General features: G+C 72.2%; 15 protein-coding genes and 1 tRNA gene. 12 read left to right on the top strand and 4 right to left on the bottom strand.

Annotated elements, in window-relative coordinates; translation table 11 throughout:
- Positions 1-21: 21 nt before the first annotated feature.
- Positions 22-1,107, bottom strand: a complete 1,086-nt coding sequence (locus ADK41_RS25215) for a hypothetical protein (protein ID WP_030818594.1) — start codon at positions 1,105-1,107, stop codon at positions 22-24.
- Between the two features lie 339 nt (positions 1,108-1,446).
- Here ADK41_RS25215 and ADK41_RS25210 point away from each other — a divergent pair, with 339 nt between their 5' ends.
- The 8 genes from ADK41_RS25210 (at position 1,447) to ADK41_RS25175 (ending at position 5,914) form a co-directional block, all read left to right on the top strand.
- Complete coding sequence (locus ADK41_RS25210) at positions 1,447-2,142, top strand: hypothetical protein (RefSeq protein WP_030818593.1); 696 nt, start codon at positions 1,447-1,449, stop codon at positions 2,140-2,142.
- 144 nt (positions 2,143-2,286) lie between these two features.
- Positions 2,287-2,556: a hypothetical protein gene (locus ADK41_RS25205; RefSeq protein ID WP_030818592.1), complete on the top strand. Its 270-nt coding sequence runs from the start codon at positions 2,287-2,289 to the stop codon at positions 2,554-2,556.
- A gap of 99 nt (positions 2,557-2,655) precedes the next feature.
- A complete protein-coding gene (locus tag ADK41_RS25200) occupies positions 2,656-3,096 on the top strand; it encodes a tyrosinase family oxidase copper chaperone (RefSeq protein ID WP_030818591.1) in 441 nt (146 codons plus the stop codon).
- Positions 3,080-3,946, top strand: coding sequence for a tyrosinase family protein (locus ADK41_RS25195; RefSeq protein ID WP_030818590.1), 867 nt, complete (start codon positions 3,080-3,082; stop codon positions 3,944-3,946). Before ADK41_RS25200 ends, ADK41_RS25195 begins: the two co-directional genes overlap by 17 nt.
- Before the next feature lie 417 nt (positions 3,947-4,363).
- On the top strand, positions 4,364-4,633 hold the full coding sequence (locus tag ADK41_RS25190; protein ID WP_030818588.1) for a hypothetical protein: 270 nt from the start codon (positions 4,364-4,366) through the stop codon (positions 4,631-4,633).
- 111 nt (positions 4,634-4,744) lie between these two features.
- Positions 4,745-5,008: a hypothetical protein gene (locus ADK41_RS25185; protein WP_030818586.1), complete on the top strand. Its 264-nt coding sequence runs from the start codon at positions 4,745-4,747 to the stop codon at positions 5,006-5,008.
- 214 nt (positions 5,009-5,222) lie between these two features.
- Positions 5,223-5,492: a hypothetical protein gene (locus ADK41_RS25180; protein ID WP_030818585.1), complete on the top strand. Its 270-nt coding sequence runs from the start codon at positions 5,223-5,225 to the stop codon at positions 5,490-5,492.
- A 143-nt stretch (positions 5,493-5,635) separates the two neighbouring features.
- Positions 5,636-5,914 carry a hypothetical protein gene (locus ADK41_RS25175; protein WP_030818583.1) on the top strand — a complete coding sequence of 93 codons (279 nt, stop codon included), beginning with the start codon at positions 5,636-5,638 and terminating at the stop codon, positions 5,912-5,914.
- Between the two features lie 67 nt (positions 5,915-5,981).
- Here ADK41_RS25175 and ADK41_RS25170 read toward each other — a convergent pair whose 3' ends face one another.
- Together ADK41_RS25170 and ADK41_RS25160 are read right to left on the bottom strand one after the other, a co-directional pair.
- On the bottom strand, positions 5,982-6,905 hold the full coding sequence (locus ADK41_RS25170) for an alpha/beta fold hydrolase (protein ID WP_030818581.1): 924 nt from the start codon (positions 6,903-6,905) through the stop codon (positions 5,982-5,984).
- 702 nt (positions 6,906-7,607) lie between these two features.
- Positions 7,608-7,683, bottom strand: a tRNA-Arg gene (locus ADK41_RS25160).
- A gap of 320 nt (positions 7,684-8,003) precedes the next feature.
- Here ADK41_RS25160 and ADK41_RS25155 point away from each other — a divergent pair.
- From ADK41_RS25155 to ADK41_RS25140, 4 genes are all read left to right on the top strand, one after another.
- Complete coding sequence (locus tag ADK41_RS25155; protein ID WP_030818577.1) at positions 8,004-9,614, top strand: dynamin family protein; 1,611 nt, start codon at positions 8,004-8,006, stop codon at positions 9,612-9,614.
- Positions 9,615-9,617: 3 nt separating this feature from the next.
- Positions 9,618-11,426: a YfjP family GTPase gene (locus ADK41_RS25150; protein ID WP_030818575.1), complete on the top strand. Its 1,809-nt coding sequence runs from the start codon at positions 9,618-9,620 to the stop codon at positions 11,424-11,426.
- A 253-nt stretch (positions 11,427-11,679) separates the two neighbouring features.
- Complete coding sequence (locus tag ADK41_RS25145; RefSeq protein ID WP_030818573.1) at positions 11,680-12,159, top strand: single-stranded DNA-binding protein; 480 nt, start codon at positions 11,680-11,682, stop codon at positions 12,157-12,159.
- 281 nt (positions 12,160-12,440) lie between these two features.
- Positions 12,441-13,853, top strand: a complete 1,413-nt coding sequence (locus ADK41_RS25140; protein ID WP_030818571.1) for a Cys-Gln thioester bond-forming surface protein — start codon at positions 12,441-12,443, stop codon at positions 13,851-13,853.
- 606 nt (positions 13,854-14,459) lie between these two features.
- On the opposite strand, the gene ADK41_RS25135 is transcribed toward ADK41_RS25140, so the two are convergent.
- Positions 14,460-15,347, bottom strand: coding sequence for a septum formation family protein (locus ADK41_RS25135; protein ID WP_030818569.1), 888 nt, complete (start codon positions 15,345-15,347; stop codon positions 14,460-14,462).
- Between the last annotated feature and the right edge of the window lie 397 nt (positions 15,348-15,744).

Raw genomic sequence — 15,744 nt, 5'->3', positions numbered from 1 at the left:
CGCTCGGCGCGAGGGCGTCCATCACCGGGCGTCGACGGCGGCGAAGAGCACGCCGGCCCATGCCGCGTCCCGCTGGGACGTGAGCCGGAAGGCCGCCCGGTCACCGGCGCGCGGCAGGGCCCCTTCGAGGTCGAACACGTCGGAGTCGTAGCCGAGGGTGTTGGCGTACGCCGGCACCCGCGCGGGGGACGCGCCGCCGGGGTCGGCGATGGTGGAGTTCAGGACGTCGTCGAAGGGGTTGGCCCGGTCGGTGAACGCGGTGGGGGTGGGCCCGCCGGCGGTGAGGACGAGCGAGTCGCCGGTGGTGCCGCGGTCGCCGTTGTACGCCACCAGCCCCGCCCGGCCCCCGGCGCCCGCCGGGAACGGCAGGCCGCTCAGCGGCATCTCGACCCCCGAGCGGCCGCCCAGCGGGGCGAAGCCGTCCCAGAGCGCGAGGTGCCGCAGCGGCTCCGCCGGGTTCTCGTACGCCACCACCAGCGTCCAGCCGCCCCAGGTCCCGGCCGCCGACCTGCCCATGGCCACGTTGACCTGCGCCACCGTGTACAGCCCCGGCGCGCTGTCCCGCACCAGTTCCGTCACGTCCGCCGAGGCCTGGAAGGCGTCCGCGCCGTCCGCCACCCGGTGTCCCACCACCGTGTCGGCGAGCAGCTCCTTGTACTCCCCGCCGGGCTCGGCGATCAGCACCCGCCCGTTGTCCTGCCACGGCTTCTGCTCACCGGCGAGCAGGTTGCCGCCCCAGTACAGGCGGGCGTACGTGACCCGGGAGCCGGCGGGCAGACGGACCTCCGCGCGGGAGGAGTTGTACGTGTTCGGGTCGCTGTCGACGTCGACGTAGAACATGTCGAAGTCGCCGTTCGCCCCGGGGCCGCCCGCCTGCACGTCCCGGCACGAGGACGCCTGGGCACGGCAGGTGGCGGAGGAGTTGGCGGCCCGCACGATGCCGCCGTGCTGGACCGCGCGGTACCGCTGGGAGAAGGCGAGGCCGTCGGCCTCCGGGGAGGGCGCGAGCGGCGCGGCGGCCGCGGGGCCGCAGGATGCCCACATCGCTGCGAGGGAGAGGACGCCCACCGCCGCATGGCGAAGCATCTGACCCGGGGTTTGGCGCATGACCGTCGGAGCCTTTCGGAACAGGGTGGCGGTGGCAGCAGCGGGGACGAGTGCGGTGCGGCCGCCCATGAGGATGCTCGGGAGGTTCGCAACTCTAGTCACCAAACGGACAAACTCCTCGAAATTCGATGAAAGGCATCAAGTGTGTTGGAATCGTGAAACCTATTCAGGGAAGGAGAAGGAGTTGGCCCGCCCGTCCCACCGCTTCCCCGAGGCTCCGCCGGGCGGAACGCGAGTCGGCCGGGGAGCGGGGAACCGAATGGCGCACACCCGGTTGCGGGGGCCCTCGGGTGCTTCCACGGTGGGCTTCAAGATCCGAAGCCCGCGAAAGGAACCCCCATGCGCGCTCTGCCTGCCCGGCGCATCACACTCGGCGCACTGTGCGCCGCCCTCCTCGCCGGCCTCACCGGCCCGGCCGCCATGGCCGTCGAGCACGACCGCGCGGCGTTCCCCGCCGCGTTGCTCGCGCAGGCCAGGACCGTCGAGGCGGACGAGCCGGGGCTCGCTCCGGTCGTCGGCCTGCTGGAGGCCGCGCTCGAGAAGGGCGAAGGCCGGCTGCCCGCCTCCGAGGCCAGGAAGCTGGGCGACGCGGCGAAGGACGCCCTGGCGAAGGCGGCCGACGAGGACCCGGTGACCACGGCCGAACCGTCGTCTTCGGTCACGATCACGACCACGACCACGGACGACACGGCGCCGGCCGCCACCGAGGACGACCTCACGAGCGAGGAGATGGCCACCCTGCGGGAGGTCCTCGACGCCCTCCTCGACCTGCTCCGGCTCGACACCGGTACCACCGCGGACGCGGAGGAGGACACCGAGGCGGACGAGAGCGCCACCGCGGACCCGAGCACCGCTCAGGAGGACTCGCTGCTCGACGAGTTGCTGGCCCTGGTGGACGACCTCGTCGCCGAACTGCTCGGCACCGGGCCCCAGGCGTCGACCCTGCCCGCGCCGGCCGACCCCGTGCAGCCGCCGCTGCTCGCGGGCGTCACGCTCCCCGCACTTCCCCCGGTGCTGCTGCTGCCGTCCTCGTGACACTCCGCCGTCCTCGAAAAACTCTCATATGAGGACTTGCCAATCTTCGGCTCCACGGTTTCCGCTCCGGCCGGGGATCGTTAGGCACGGCGACAGAATTCCCCTCCGGCGGCCGGTCCCCGCGTCGCCGAAGAAAGGAACACGATGAAGTCCCTGAAGGCTGCCGCCGTCCTCGCCGGAACCCTGATCGCCGCCGGTTTCGCCGCGCCCGCGCAGGCCGCGGAGTCCACCGACCTGGCGTCCACCGGACTGGACACCGGTCTGCGCACCGCGGTCCCCTTCGAGATGGCGCCGCTGCAGGAGTCGGAGGCGCTCGACACCGACGAGACCAGGCTGCTCACGACGACGAAGGAAGCGGCGGCCGTGGCGAACGAGGCCAAGCCGGTCCACGGCGACCTGGGGCTGCACGCCTGAAAAGCACCCCGAGAAATCCGGCCCCCAGTTTCCACTGGGGGCCGGATTTCGTTCGTTTCCATGGACAACCGTACGAGCACGAACAAGGGAGTTGGATCGATGGCCATCGGAATCGACGGAACCCCGAAAGGCACGCAGCCGTCAGCCGTGCCGGGGGGCAGAACGCGGCGGGACGTGGCACGCGGACTGCGCACCGGCGCGCTCACCGCGGCCCTGGCGCCCCTGCTCGCCGCCTTCCGTGCACCGGAAAGGGCCCCGGGCCGCGCCTCCTTCGACCGGATGCACCGGGGCCGCCGCATCCAAGGCGTACGGACCGCGGACGGCCACTGGCACGTCACCCTCGACGGCCGCCCCCTGCACCTGATGCGCCGGGCCGACGGCACCTGGCTGAGCATGGTCGACCACTACTGCTCCTACCCGACACCGCTCGACGCCGCCCGTGCCGCCGCGGACGCCCTCGCCCCCGGCGAGCGGCTGCGCGAGGCCGGTACGGAACCGCGGCACCAGCACCGGGGAGGCCGGCATGGCGTACGTGCGTAAGGACGCCGCCACCCTCACGGCGACCGAGAAACGCCGCTTCGTGAACGCGCTGCTCGAGGTCAAACGGCGCGGCGAGTACGACGAGTTCGTGCGGACGCACATCGCGTACTACGCCTCCGACGGCGAGCGCGGACTGCGCACCGCCCACATGGCGCCCTCCTTCCTGCCCTGGCACCGCCGGTTCCTGCTCGACCTGGAGGAGGCGCTGCGCCGGGTGGACTCCTCGGTGACCCTGCCGTACTGGGACTGGACCCGCGATCGCACGGCCCGCTCCACGCCGTGGACGGCGGATCTCCTCGGCGGCAACGGGCGCCGCTCCGACCGCCAGGTGACGACGGGCCCGTTCGCGTACCAGGAGGGGAACTGGAGGCTCCGGGTGGGCGTGTCCGACAGGGAGTTCCTCACCCGGGACCTCGGCCGCCGTGCCGATCCGATCGACCTGCCGACGAAGAGTGATCTGGAGTGGGCGCTGAAGGACCCCGCCTACGACGCGGCGCCCTGGGACTCGACGGTCACGAAGGGCTTCCGCAACAGGCTGGAGGGCTGGGGCACCGGCCGGGGCAGCGCGTCGTGGCGCAACCACAACCGGGTGCACCGCTGGATCGGCGGCGTCATGCTCACCGCCGCCTCCGTCAACGACCCCGCCTTCTGGCTGCACCACGCCTTCGTCGACCTGCAGTGGTACCGCTGGCAGCGCCGGCACGGCGGGGCCCGCTACCTGCCCGCGACCGCGCCGGGCTCCGGCGACGAGCAGCACGGCCGGGTCGTCTCCCGCCACGAGAAGCTGCCGCCGTGGGACGTGAGCCCCGGTGAGCTGGAGGACGTCGGCGAGACGTACCGCTACGCGTGAGGTGACACGCGGGCGCGGGAGGAGCCCCGGCGCACCAGGAGGCCGGGGCTCCTTTGTGACCCGTCACGTGCGCACGTGGCCTTCTTCGCGATACGGGACATCACGTCCTCCTCGTCGGCCAGGTGAACGCGGCCCTTCCGCGAACAGTCGAACTCCCCGCTCAACACACCGACTTTCAAGGGGTGATGCGGAAGTGCCCGCGGATCGCTTCTCGGCCGTCCTCGCCGCGGACACGGGGCGTGCCCGACGCGCCATTCATCCATCCGTGTAACAAGAGGGGTCCCTGACCTGCGTGTTCAAACAGAACATGCGCATCTGGGCGTTTTGACTGTCCAAAAGCCGTCCGGGTTGCTTAGATTGGCGACGTTCGGTGACCGGTCCAACACGGACCGTGTCCACTCGAGAAACGGAGAGGTAATGCGCAAGTACCAGAAGGCCGCCGTCGTGATGGCCATGCTCGGCAGCGTCGGCTTCCTCGGCGCCGGCGTCAGCCACGCCGGCGACAAGCCGAGCTTCGAGCTCGACAACAAGCAGACGACGACCTGCGCCCAGGACAACTCGGTCCAGTCGCTGATCGCCATCGACGACGTGAACGCCGGCGTCGGCGCGCTCCTGGGTCTGGGCAACGCGGAGAACACCGAGGTCAACTCGGTTGCCTGCGCCTCCAGCCTCGGCCTCGGTGGCTGAGTAGTCGCTGCCAGGTGAACCGGGCGGGTCCCGTGGTCCGAGCCGATGTGCTGCGGATCCCGGGCCCGCCCGGCCCCCTCGGCCGTTCCACGACCGTCAAGGAAAAGGTTGATGTTCCACTCGAAGAAGATCGCGGCGGCGGGCCTCCTGGGAAGCCTCGCTCTGATCGGCCTCGGTGCCGCGCAGGCCGTCGGCGCCGAGAACTCCGGCACCTGTACCGAGAACGAGAAGGGCCACCTTCGCTGCGTGCAGGTGAGTGAGCACCGGCTCACCGAGAAGGACGGAAAGGTCCGCGTCGGCAACGCGACGTCGCAGACCTGCTCCGGCAAGGGTGAGCTCACCTGCGCCAACACGCTCGTCGTCGACGGCGAGTAATTCCGGCGGCACGGCGGTGCGCGCCGGCGTCGTTCGGTCATCGAATTGCCGGGCTGATGGTGTGACATCACAACAGCAGTGCGAAGTCTCTTTTTCTGCCATGTGAATACCTATCGGCGTTTCGCTATCAATTGCCGCAAAGGCCGCCCTGTATTCGGCGGCTGTCCCCGACCGGTCCGCCCCGGACCGTGTCACATCGAGAATGGAGAGGTAAATGCGCAAGTACCAGAAGGCCGCTGTCGTGATGGCCATGCTCGGCAGCGTCGGTTTCCTGGGCGCCGGCGTCAGCCACGCCGGTGACAAGCCGGAGGTGGAGCTCAACAACGAGCAGACCACGACCTGCCTCCAGGACAACTCGGTCCAGTCGCTCGTCTCCGTCGACGACATCAACCTCGCCGTCGGCCTGCTGGGCCTCGGCAACGCGGAGAACAAGGAGGCGAACACCGTGCACTGCGCGAGCGCCTTCGGCATCGGCGGCAAGTGATCACCACTGAGTGATCCGGGCAGGCCTCGGAGTCCGATCGCATGCGATCGGCCTCCGGGCCTGCCCGCTTCGTTGGCCGTCAAGGCATCCGGAACGGCGCCGCCGTCCAGTCGCGGCGGGGCCGAGCGTTGAGGAAAAGGTAGATGTTCAAGTCGAAGAAGATCGCAGTGGCGGTGGGAGTTCTGGGGAGCTCCGCCCTGATCGGCCTCGGTGCCGTTCACGCCGTCGCCGTCGAGAGCGCCGGGAAGTGCGCCGACGACGGCAAGGGCAACGTGCGCTGCGCGGACGAGGGTGAGCGCGAGTTCACCAGCGGCACGTACGGGAAGGTCCACCTCGTCAACAACATGAAGCAGACCTGCTCCGGCGGGGGCGCGGAGGTCTCCTGCGGGACCAGCGTCGCCGTCGACGGCGAGAAGCCCTGACATCTTCGCGGTCATGAGGAAGGGCCGGAACCCGCTGCCGGGTTCCGGCCCTTCCTCATGACCCGCGTCAGGCGGGAACGGCCACGGGCTCGGCACACGGCGACTCGACGGCGTTGCAGTACGGCAGGCCGTCGATGGGGCGATCGGTGCAGAAGCGGGCGATCAGGTCCGCGGACTCCTCACGGCGTTCGACCGTCACCAGGTGGTCCGCCTCCGTGACGGTGGTGAACCGTGCCCCCGGGATCGTCGCGGCCAGTTCACGCCCCATCTGCGGGGTGCACAGGGTGTCGTACTCGCCGGTGAACACCAGGGTCGGCACGCGGGGGACCGGCAGGGGTGCGTAACAACCGTGCGTCACCAGCCTGGTGTTGTGCTCGACGGCCTTCCTGATCTCGTCCGGCGTCTGGGTCGTGAACTGCCGCTGGAGGAGGCGCGCCACGGCCGCGTGCCTGCGGACCCGGCCGGCCTCCGGGTTCGACATGAACAGCCGTACCAGTCCGTCGGCGGCCCCCGCGATGTCGTTCCGTCCGAGCGCGTCCGACAGTCGCGGTACGGCGTCGGTGTAGAGGTCGGGGAGACGGCCCGCGGCACCGGCGAAGACGATGCGCTGGACGGACTCCGGATGCCGCTGCGCGAAGCGGAGGCCGACGACCTCGCCGAAGCAGCCGCCGAACAGGTTCACCTCGGGCATGTCGACCTCCGTCAGCATGTGCTGGACGGCGTCGGCGAGGAAGTCGATGTCGTAGTGGGCCGGCAGGAAGTCCGAGCTGCCGTATCCGGGCAGGTCCACGGTGATCATCGTGCACAGCGGCGCCAGCCACCTCTCGTGGCCCTGCCAGGAGTACCGGTTCTGCGACGAGCCTCCGAGCAGCAGCAACGGAGCCGTCTGCGGTACGTCCTGATGGACGATCCGGCACGTGTACGCGAAACCCTCGAAGGTGAGAACCCGCTCTTCCACGGAGTCCTGGACGGCGGTGACGGCAGTGCGCATGAACGGCTCCGGGAAGGGCGAAAGGCGGCTAACCCTTCCATGGTTACCAGGAATCCCACAGATCCTGCGTAATCACTCCAAGGTGGGCGATCCGGAGCCCTTGGCGTGCCGAGAGCGAAAGGGCCGGCGTCTCTCGTTGACGTCAGCCGAGGGGCAGAGGCGGCCTGGTCCGCTGAAGATCCGACCAGGTATGCGGCTCCAGGTAGGCGTGCCTCCCTCGGAAGAGCCGGTCCGCCGGATCCGTCAGCCGTTCGATGCACGCGGTGCAGTGGTCCGCCGGTCCCGGGCGAGGGAAGTCGGGGTGCGCCGTCCACGAGGGAACGTCCGTGGCCACGTGGTAGTGGCCCTGGGCCGGCCACCGGGGAAGCCCCTCGGCTTCCTGCGGGCGTTCACAGACGGTGCGCATGGCTTTCTCCGGCCGGGAGAAGGCGTCTCGGTCCCAGACCGGATCGCCTCGCGGTCCCGGTGGGAAGCTCCCGGGCTCTCGCCGGGCAAGTGGCGGCCCGGAGGCGCCCGGCGCCGGCTGATCCTCCGGCCGGGAACTTCGACACGCGTGCGACACGGCCACCCGCGAGACCCCGGGGACAGCCGGACGGCCCCGGAGTCCGCTCTTGATCGTCGAGAGGGCGTCCGGGGCTTCGTCGTGCCGGCCGGCATGCGCTCTGACCGGCGAAGAGCCCTCCCGAGGGGGAGGGCGGAGGGTGGCGCCCCCGGCAGGACTCGAACCTGCGGCCAAGCGCTTAGAAGGCGCCTGCTCTATCCACTGAGCTACGGGGGCCGGTGTGGTGGCTGTCGTCGCGGTGCCCGGGGCCGGGCCCGTCCGTGACGTCGCCGGGGACAAGGATAGGGCTCCCGCATCCTCGTCCCTGTTGCCTCGCCTCCGCGACTCGGTGTGGAGGTTCGGTGAAGCGGTCCCGATAATCGCAGGCAGGTGCGAATCGTGCACCGCTTTTGGCCCCTCGCGCACCGGGTGTTGTGCACTCGTTATGCCTGGAGCGCGCACGCGCCGTGGTCGTCCCTTCCGTCCCTTGTGTCGTGTCGGCGCGCAGGCATGCTCATATGCTTCAGAATTCCCCCAAAATTGGGCATTCTTCGCATGTGGTGACCTTGGACGTACGGCCCCAGCTGCTCGACGCACTCTCCGCCCTGCGCGACCGTGTCGCCGCCGCACGCTTCCCGCTGCCCCTGGCGGGGGCCGCACGCGCGCGTGCCAACCGCGACGAACTGCTCGCGCAGCTCGACGACTATCTGGTGCCCCGGCTGAGAGATCCCGAAGCGCCCCTGCTGGCCGTCGTCGGGGGGTCCACCGGGGCCGGGAAGTCCACCCTGGTGAACTCCCTGGTGGGCCGCCGGGTCAGCGAGGCGGGCGTGCTGCGGCCCACGACCCGGACGCCGGTGCTCGTCTGCCATCCGGAGGACCACCACTGGTTCAGCGGGATGAGGGTGCTGCCCGACCTCACGCGCGTGTGGGTGCCCCACCACCGGGACCCCGCGGACGACCTGCTCCTGCCCGGCGAGGACCCCGCGCGGGTGCTGCGCGTCGAGACCGCCGACACCCTGCCGCCCGGCCTCGCCCTCCTGGACGCGCCCGACATCGACAGCCTCGTCTCCGACAACCGGGTCCTCGCCGCCGAGCTCATCGGCGCCGCGGACATCTGGGTCATGGTCACCACCGCCGCCCGCTACGCCGACGCCGTCCCCTGGCACATGCTGCGCACCGCCAAGGAGTACGACGTCACCCTGGTGACCGTCCTGGACCGCGTGCCCCACCAGGTCGTCTCCGAGGTGTCACGGCAGTACGGCGCCCTGCTCACCAAGGCCGGACTCGGCCACGTACCGCGCTTCACCGTGCCCGAGCTGCCCGAGTCGGCCTGGGGCGGCGGACTGCTGCCCGCCACCGCCGTGGCCTCGCTGCGGACCTGGCTGGTCCATCAGACGCTGGACCCCGCCGCCCGGCAGTACGCGATGGCCCGCACCGCGTACGGCGTCCTCGCCTCCCTCGACACCCGCATGCCCGGACTGGCCGGTGCCGCCGCCGCGCAGTACGCGGCCGCGCTGCGGCTCACCGCCGCCGTCGACGGGGCGTACGACAGCGAGCACGCGCGCGTGCGGGGCCGGCTGCAGGCCGGGGCCGTCCTCGCCGGCGACGCGCTCAGACGGTGGCGCGCCTTCCCCCTGGACTGCACCCCGGGCGAGCTCCTCGACACCCTGGTGGAGAGCCTGAGCACGCTGCTGCTGTGCGCCGTCGCCGCCGCCGACGAGCGCGTCGACGACGCCTGGCGGCGCGAACCCGCGGCGGACGCCCCCGAGCTCGCCGGCCGCGACACCGCGCCCGAGAGCGCCGAGCACCGCATCGGACTGGCCGTACGGCGCTGGCGGCGCGAGCTCGAGGAGTACGCCGAGGACGAGGTGCGGGGGCTGGACCGCAGCGCCGCGCCCGACCCCGAGACGGTCGCCGCGCTGGTCGCCACGACCCTGCTGGGCGGCCGCCGGGGCCGGGCCGCCGGGGAGGGGCTCGCCGAGCGGATCGGCGCGCACGGCGCGCTGCGGCTGCGCGACCGGGGCGGACGGCTGCTCGTCGAGCACGTGGACCGCGTCATGCACGCCGAACGCGAACGCCGGCTCGCCCCACTCGACGCGCTCGAGGTGCACGCGGAGCCCCAGGCCGAACTCATCGCCGCGTTGTCCGTACTGCAGAAGGAGAGGTGACCGGTGACCGCCGTCACTGACCAGGACCACACCGAGCACCCTGAGCACCCTGAGGACCCCGAGCGTCCCGACCGCGACGCCGGAGGGCCACCCCGTACGGACACCGCGAGCCCCTGGGACGACGGGTTGATCGCGCGCCGGGTGAACGAGGGCGCGGGCGAGGAGCAGCGCGGGGCGGCGGCGGCCCGCACGGCCGTGCCGCAGACCGTGGCCCCACTCGCGTACGACCCGTGGCTGCGGTCGCGGCTCGAGGCGCTGCGCGAGCTGGTGGGGCTCTCCCGTGCCCGGCTCGACAACCGCACCCTCGCGGGGGCGGGCCGGGTCCTCGAGGAGTCCACCGCGCGGCGCCGGCTCTCCGGGCAGCACACCGTCGTCGCCATCGCGGGCGCCACCGGCAGCGGCAAGTCGCAGCTGTTCAACGCGCTGGCCGGAGTGCCCGTCTCGGAGACCGGCGTACGGCGGCCGACCACCGCCGCGCCCATCGCGTGCAGCTGGAGCGACGGTGCGGCGGGTCTCATCGAACGCCTCGGCATCCCGCCCCGGCTCAGGCGGCGTCCCCTCCAGGCGACCGCGGACGCCGACGAGCGGCTGCGCGGGCTGGTCCTGGTCGACCTGCCCGACCACGACTCGGCGGCCGTCCAGCACCGGGAGCAGGTGGACCGCGTCCTGGGACTGGTCGACGCGGTCATCTGGGTCGTCGACCCCGAGAAGTACGCCGACGCCATGCTGCACGAACGCTATCTGCGGCCCATGGCGGCCCACGCGGAGGTCATGTTCGTCGTCCTCAACCAGATCGACCGGCTGCCCGGGGAGGCCGCCGAGCAGGTCCTGGACGATCTGCGGCGACTGCTCGACGAGGACGGCATCGTCCTGGGGGAGTACGGCGAACCCGGTACGACCGTGCAGGCGCTGTCCGCGCTCACCGGGGACGGGGTCGGCGATCTGCGCGAGTCGCTCGCCCGGTTCGTGGCCGAGCGCGGGGCCCCGGCCCGGCGGATCTCCGCGGACGTGGACGTCGCGGCGGCCCGGCTGTGGCCCGTGTACGCCACCGGGCGGCGCACCGGGCTGAGCGAGGAGGCGCGCGAGGAGTTCGCCGACCGGCTCGCGGACGCCGTGGGGGCCACCGCCACGGGCGAGGCGGCCGAACGCGCTTGGCTGCGCAACGCGAACCGCGCGTGCGGCACGCCCTGGCTGCGGCTGTGGCGCTGGTGCCAGGAGCGGAGCGAGCCGCCCACCGGCCGGGTCGCCCTGCGCGGTCAGCCCGACGAGGAGGCGACGGCCCGGCAGCGCGTGGAACAGGCGGTGCGCACGGTGGCCGACCGCGCCTGCGCCGGACTGCCGGCGCCGTGGGCGCTGGCTGTGCGGGAGGCGGCCGTACGCGGCTCCCAGGGCCTGCCGGAGGCGCTGGACGAGCTGGCCGTACGCGCGGGACTGCCGCCGGGGAGGCCGCCGCGGCCCGGGTGGTGGCCGCTGGCCGTGCTCGCCCAGGTGTCGATGACGGCCCTCCAGTTCGCCGGCGGGCTGTGGCTGCTGGCGCAGATCATCGGGATCATGGCGCCGAACCTGGGGGTGCCGGTGCTGCTGATGGTGATCGGCATCGTCGGCGGTCCGCTCGTCGAGTGGAGCTGCCGGATGGCGGCCCGGGGGCCCGCCCGGCGGTACGGGCAGGAGGCGGAGAGACGGCTGCGGGAGGCGGCCGCGGGGTGCGGCCGGGCCCGCGTCCTGGATCCGGTGGCGGCGGAGCTGCTGCGGTACCGGGAGGTGCGGGAGCAGTACGGGCGGGTCGTGGGGGTGGGGGCCGGCCGCGCTTGACGGCGGGGGAGGTGGCGCGGGGGAGACGGACCGGGGGGCGGAGCGTCCCGTTCGGGTGGCGGGGATGTCCACAGGCCGGAGGTGGTCCACAGCGCCCGGCGGGCCCGGCCCGACGGAGGCAGTCTGGCTTCGCGGCGATCGCGGGACGGTCCGCGGTCGCCCTGCCGGACGGCAGCCGTACGGGACGGGCCCGTACGCGTACCGGCCCGGCGCCGGTGTCGTAGCCGGCGGGCGGGCGAGGGAGGGAAACACGATGAACGAGACGATGGTGTGCGTGGTGGGCAACGTGGCGACGCAGCCGGTGTACCGGGAGACGGCGTCCGGCCCCGCGGCCAGGTTCCGGGTCGCGGTCACGTCCCGGTACTGGGACCGGGAGAAGAGCGCCTGGGCGGACGGGCACACCAACTTCTTCACGGTGTGGGCGAACCGGCAGCTCGCCACCAACGCGGCGGCGTCGCTGTCGGTGGGCGAACCGGTGATCGTGCAGGGCCGGCTGAAGGTGCGCACGGAGACGCGCGAGGGACAGCAGGGGTGGATGTCCGCGGACATCGACGCGGTGTCGATCGGCCACGACCTCGCCCGGGGCACGGCCGCCTTCCGGCGCGCGCAGCGACCGGAACAGGCCTCCGCGACGGCGCGACCCGAACCCGACTGGGAAAGCGGACCGGGAAATCCGGCGGCGGCGTACGGAGACGCGCCCCAACAGCGGCCGAAACCGCAGATGGTGACATGAGGTCAGCGACCCGGCCCCGACGCCGGCGCCGACCGGACTGAGGCTTATCGGCGGATCTGCACCGGAACATCCCGAGTGGTTTTGTCGACAAGTCCTGCTCGTGACGGCTTCCGCGATAACGATTCCGAGTCGGATCACTCCTCCGACGCGATCATCGGCAAGCGCGCTCCGCCGCCTCCTTAGGATGCCGGGCAAGGCTCCCGGCGCTCTCGGGGCCGGTGATTCTGCTGGTGGGACCGTCAGCCCCCCACGTCAACGGGTCCCGCCCGGGAAGGATTTCGGTGTTTTCTTCGTTCTCCGCGGGGCCCGCGCGCGGACGCGGGTCGGCCCGTCTCGCCGCAGGGACGCTGGTGTCCGGACTCGTCGCCACAGCCGCGCTGGCCGGCGCCGGGACGGCAGCCGCCGACGAGGAGACGGCACCGGGTCACAGCGGGGCGGCCGCGACCGTAGGCGAGCTCAAGACCTACGGCACGGCCGTGATACACGGCGCCGCCGGGGATCAGCAGGTGTCGGCGGGACTGTTCGAGATGTCCGTCGAGGGCGGCGGCATGCTGCAGACGTACTGCGTCGACATCCAGACGCCCACGCAGAAGGACGCCAAGTACCACGAGACCGCCTGGAGCGGGACCTCGCTCGGCGTCAACGAGGACGCCGGCCGGATCCGCTGGATCCTGCGGAACTCCTACCCGCAGGTGAACGACCTCGCGGCACTCGCCAAGAAGGCCGGCGTACGCGGCCGGCTCACCGAGCAGGACGCGGCGGCCGGCACGCAGGTGGCCATCTGGCGCTACTCCGACGACGTCTCCGTGGACGCCGTCGACCCCCAGGCCGAGCAGCTCGCCGACTACCTGCACAAGAACGCCCGCGACGAGGGGGAGCCGAAGGCGTCGCTGGCCCTGGACCCGCCCGCGGTCTCCGGCCGCCCGGGTGAGCTGATCGGTCCGGTGACGGTGCGCACGGACGCGCGCAGCGTCACCGTCTCCCCGCCGGCGGACGCCGCCACGAGCGGGGTGCGGATCGTGGACGAGGACGGCGAGCCCGTCACCACCGCGGCCGACGGCGGCCGGATCTTCTTCGAGGTGCCCGAGGACGCGGCGGCGGACACCGCCGAACTGACCGCGCAGGCCTCGACGACGGTGCCGGTCGGCCGCGCCTTCGTCTCCGAGAGCCGGAGCCAGACGCAGATCCTGGCCGGGTCCAGCGAGTCGACCGTCTCGGCGACGGCGAGCGCCACCTGGGCGCTCGAAGGCGCGATACCCGCGCTGACCGCCCGTGAGAACTGCGCCAAGGGCGGTGTGGACGTCACCGTCACCAACCAGGACGACGAGCCGTTCACCTTCGAACTGGCGGGTGCGGAGCACACCGTCGCGGGCGGCGCGTCCCGGACGGTGACGGTTCCGCTGAGCGAGGACCGGCCGTACGACTTCACGGTCGAGGGGCCGGACGGCTTCGAGCAGCGGTTCACCGGCATGCTCGACTGCCTCACCCGGGCCGCCGAGATCGGCACCACCACCCACACCCTCACCGGTCCGAGCCCGGCCCCCGTCGCCGGCGCCCCCGCCGACACCAACCTCGCGGCGACCGGCTCCTCCGGCGCCACCCCGTGGATCGCCGGCACCGCCATCGCCCTGGTCGTCCTCGGTGGGGCGGGACTGGTCGTCACCCGCCGCGGGAACACCCCCTCCGAGGGCTGAGCGCCCTTTCCCCGGTGCGCTGACGTCCGGCGGCACGAGGGGGACGGGGAGGGGAAACCGACCGGTCGCCGCCGTGGCCGTTTCGGGACCGCCGCCGACGGGGCCGCCCGCGCTGTACTTCCTGACCGCCCACGGCTGTGGCGAGGAGGCGGACCGGCTCGCCGAGGCGCCGGCCGGCGAGGAGGTCCTGGACACGGCCCCAAAAGGCGTGGACGGGAAGGACCGTTACCGGGGGTGCGACGACGACCGCTTCGTCGAAGAACGTCCTGTGGTGCTGCGGGGAGACGGCCCGCGCCGACGGTCGGCGGCCGCGGACCGGGACCGCGGACGACGCGGCGCCCGGTTGTCTCACCAAGTCGGTGGGAGGCACCACCGCCTCCCTCGACGTGACGGGCCCGGACGACGGCCTCCTCCATGGAGAGGTCGTCGCGGCCCGCGCGAAGTCGCGGTGGTGCTGAATACCGACCACGGCGAACGCCACCGCGGGGCCGGCCCCGCGGAGAAGCGCCTGTCGCCCAAGGCCGGCAGGCCCGAGCCGGGCCGATGACCTCGAGGGGCAGGGGGCCGAGCCCTTGACGGACCCGGCCCCGTCGGCCCGACGGGACGTCAGCCCGCCCAGACCTCGGCCTCGTCGGCCGGGACGGTGGTGGCCAGGCCCAGCTCCTTGCGGGCGGCGACCGACTTGTTCGGGTCGATGTCGGTGAACGCCGGGTCGTAGGCGAGGTAGAACGTGTCGGCGTCGGCGGCGTTCGCGGCCTTCTTCCAGTTCCCGGCCGCCTTCGTCAGCGTCGCGCGGAGCTTGCCGACCTCGGTGCCCTCGATGCCGTCCAGGCCCTTGACGTGCGTGTCGAGGGCGGTCGCGACGGCCTTGGCCTGTGCCTTGTAGCCGGCCAGGTCGTCCTCGACGGTGTCCTTCTCGGGCTGGTTCGCCCACAGGGCCTCGTAGACCGCGTTCGAGCCCTCGAGGTACGTGGCCTGCTCGGGCTTGAGGGACTTCGCGGTGGCCAGCGAGCCGTTGAGCTTGCCCTTCTCCGAGGTGTAGGTGCAGCTCACCGCGCGGTCGCCCGTCGCCCAGCTCTCCTTGGTCGGGGTGTAGTAGAAGAGGGCGGCGCCCTCGGGGAGCGCCCAGGTGTCCGGGGAGTACTTCTGCGCCTCGACCGGGCAGCGGTTGTCCGCGATCGTCGAGACCCCGTCGTCGCCGGGGTACTCGTCGCCCTCGTCGATCGCGAACTCGCCGACGACCTGACCCTCGTGCGCCTCGTCGCAGGGCACGATCTCGACGGAGTACGCCGTCCCCTCGGCCTTGCCGTTCGGGTTGTAGCAGTCGCCGACGTCCAGTGAGAACACCGAGCGCTGGCGGGCCACCTTCTTCGCGCCGTCCTTGGCGCTGTCGACGGCCTCGGAGACGTCCGAGCATCCCACCGCGCCGATCGCGAGCAGGGCGACAACGGCGGATATGCCGCGAAGGGAGCGATGCGGAGCACGGATTGCCATGACGTGTACATCCTCTTATGTGATCTTCATGAAGGTCGCGCGCATCGTATGCCATCCCTGTGACATGGCCGCACGAAGGCCCTCACCTCACCGCAGCGTCTCCGACTCACGACGGACCGTAAGGGTTGTATCCAGGCTTCTCGCAGGTCGCGCGCCGGGCTTGCGCGGAAGAAAGTTCCATGCAGGAAACTTTCCTGGCCCTCACGGGCGGCACCATCCGCGGTCGGTGAAATCGACGTCGTGGAAGAGGAGAGGACGCTGCGCTGCGCCGGTCGCGACGGCACGGCAGCCCCGTACGGCGGGGGGAGCCGCATCCTCGGGCCGGGCCGTTCCCGGGTCGTGCGAGGGTGCCCGAGGCCGAACGGCGGTGACCGACAGTGACGGGCGAGGCTCAGGC

Origin of the sequence: Streptomyces caelestis, assembly GCF_001279005.1 — a bacterium.
In the GTDB taxonomy this organism is placed as follows: domain Bacteria; phylum Actinomycetota; class Actinomycetes; order Streptomycetales; family Streptomycetaceae; genus Streptomyces; species Streptomyces heliomycini.
The sequence above is the reverse complement of the archived record's forward strand: the minus strand, read 5'-3'. Positions and strand labels throughout refer to the sequence as shown.

What these genes read in the sequence shown, in the direction of transcription:
- ADK41_RS25170 (WP_030818581.1), bottom strand. Translation starts at nt 6,905, where the DNA reads ATGCGCACTGCCGTCACCGCCGTCCAGGACTCCGTGGAAGAGCGGGTT.
- ADK41_RS25190 (WP_030818588.1), top strand. Translation starts at nt 4,364, where the DNA reads ATGCGCAAGTACCAGAAGGCCGCCGTCGTGATGGCCATGCTCGGCAGC.
- ADK41_RS25135 (WP_030818569.1), bottom strand. Translation starts at nt 15,347, where the DNA reads ATGGCAATCCGTGCTCCGCATCGCTCCCTTCGCGGCATATCCGCCGTT.
- ADK41_RS25205 (WP_030818592.1), top strand. Translation starts at nt 2,287, where the DNA reads ATGAAGTCCCTGAAGGCTGCCGCCGTCCTCGCCGGAACCCTGATCGCC.
- ADK41_RS25200 (WP_030818591.1), top strand. Translation starts at nt 2,656, where the DNA reads ATGGCCATCGGAATCGACGGAACCCCGAAAGGCACGCAGCCGTCAGCC.
- ADK41_RS25180 (WP_030818585.1), top strand. Translation starts at nt 5,223, where the DNA reads ATGCGCAAGTACCAGAAGGCCGCTGTCGTGATGGCCATGCTCGGCAGC.
- ADK41_RS25215 (WP_030818594.1), bottom strand. Translation starts at nt 1,107, where the DNA reads ATGCGCCAAACCCCGGGTCAGATGCTTCGCCATGCGGCGGTGGGCGTC.
- ADK41_RS25145 (WP_030818573.1), top strand. Translation starts at nt 11,680, where the DNA reads ATGAACGAGACGATGGTGTGCGTGGTGGGCAACGTGGCGACGCAGCCG.
- ADK41_RS25195 (WP_030818590.1), top strand. Translation starts at nt 3,080, where the DNA reads ATGGCGTACGTGCGTAAGGACGCCGCCACCCTCACGGCGACCGAGAAA.
- ADK41_RS25175 (WP_030818583.1), top strand. Translation starts at nt 5,636, where the DNA reads ATGTTCAAGTCGAAGAAGATCGCAGTGGCGGTGGGAGTTCTGGGGAGC.
- ADK41_RS25210 (WP_030818593.1), top strand. Translation starts at nt 1,447, where the DNA reads ATGCGCGCTCTGCCTGCCCGGCGCATCACACTCGGCGCACTGTGCGCC.
- ADK41_RS25185 (WP_030818586.1), top strand. Translation starts at nt 4,745, where the DNA reads ATGTTCCACTCGAAGAAGATCGCGGCGGCGGGCCTCCTGGGAAGCCTC.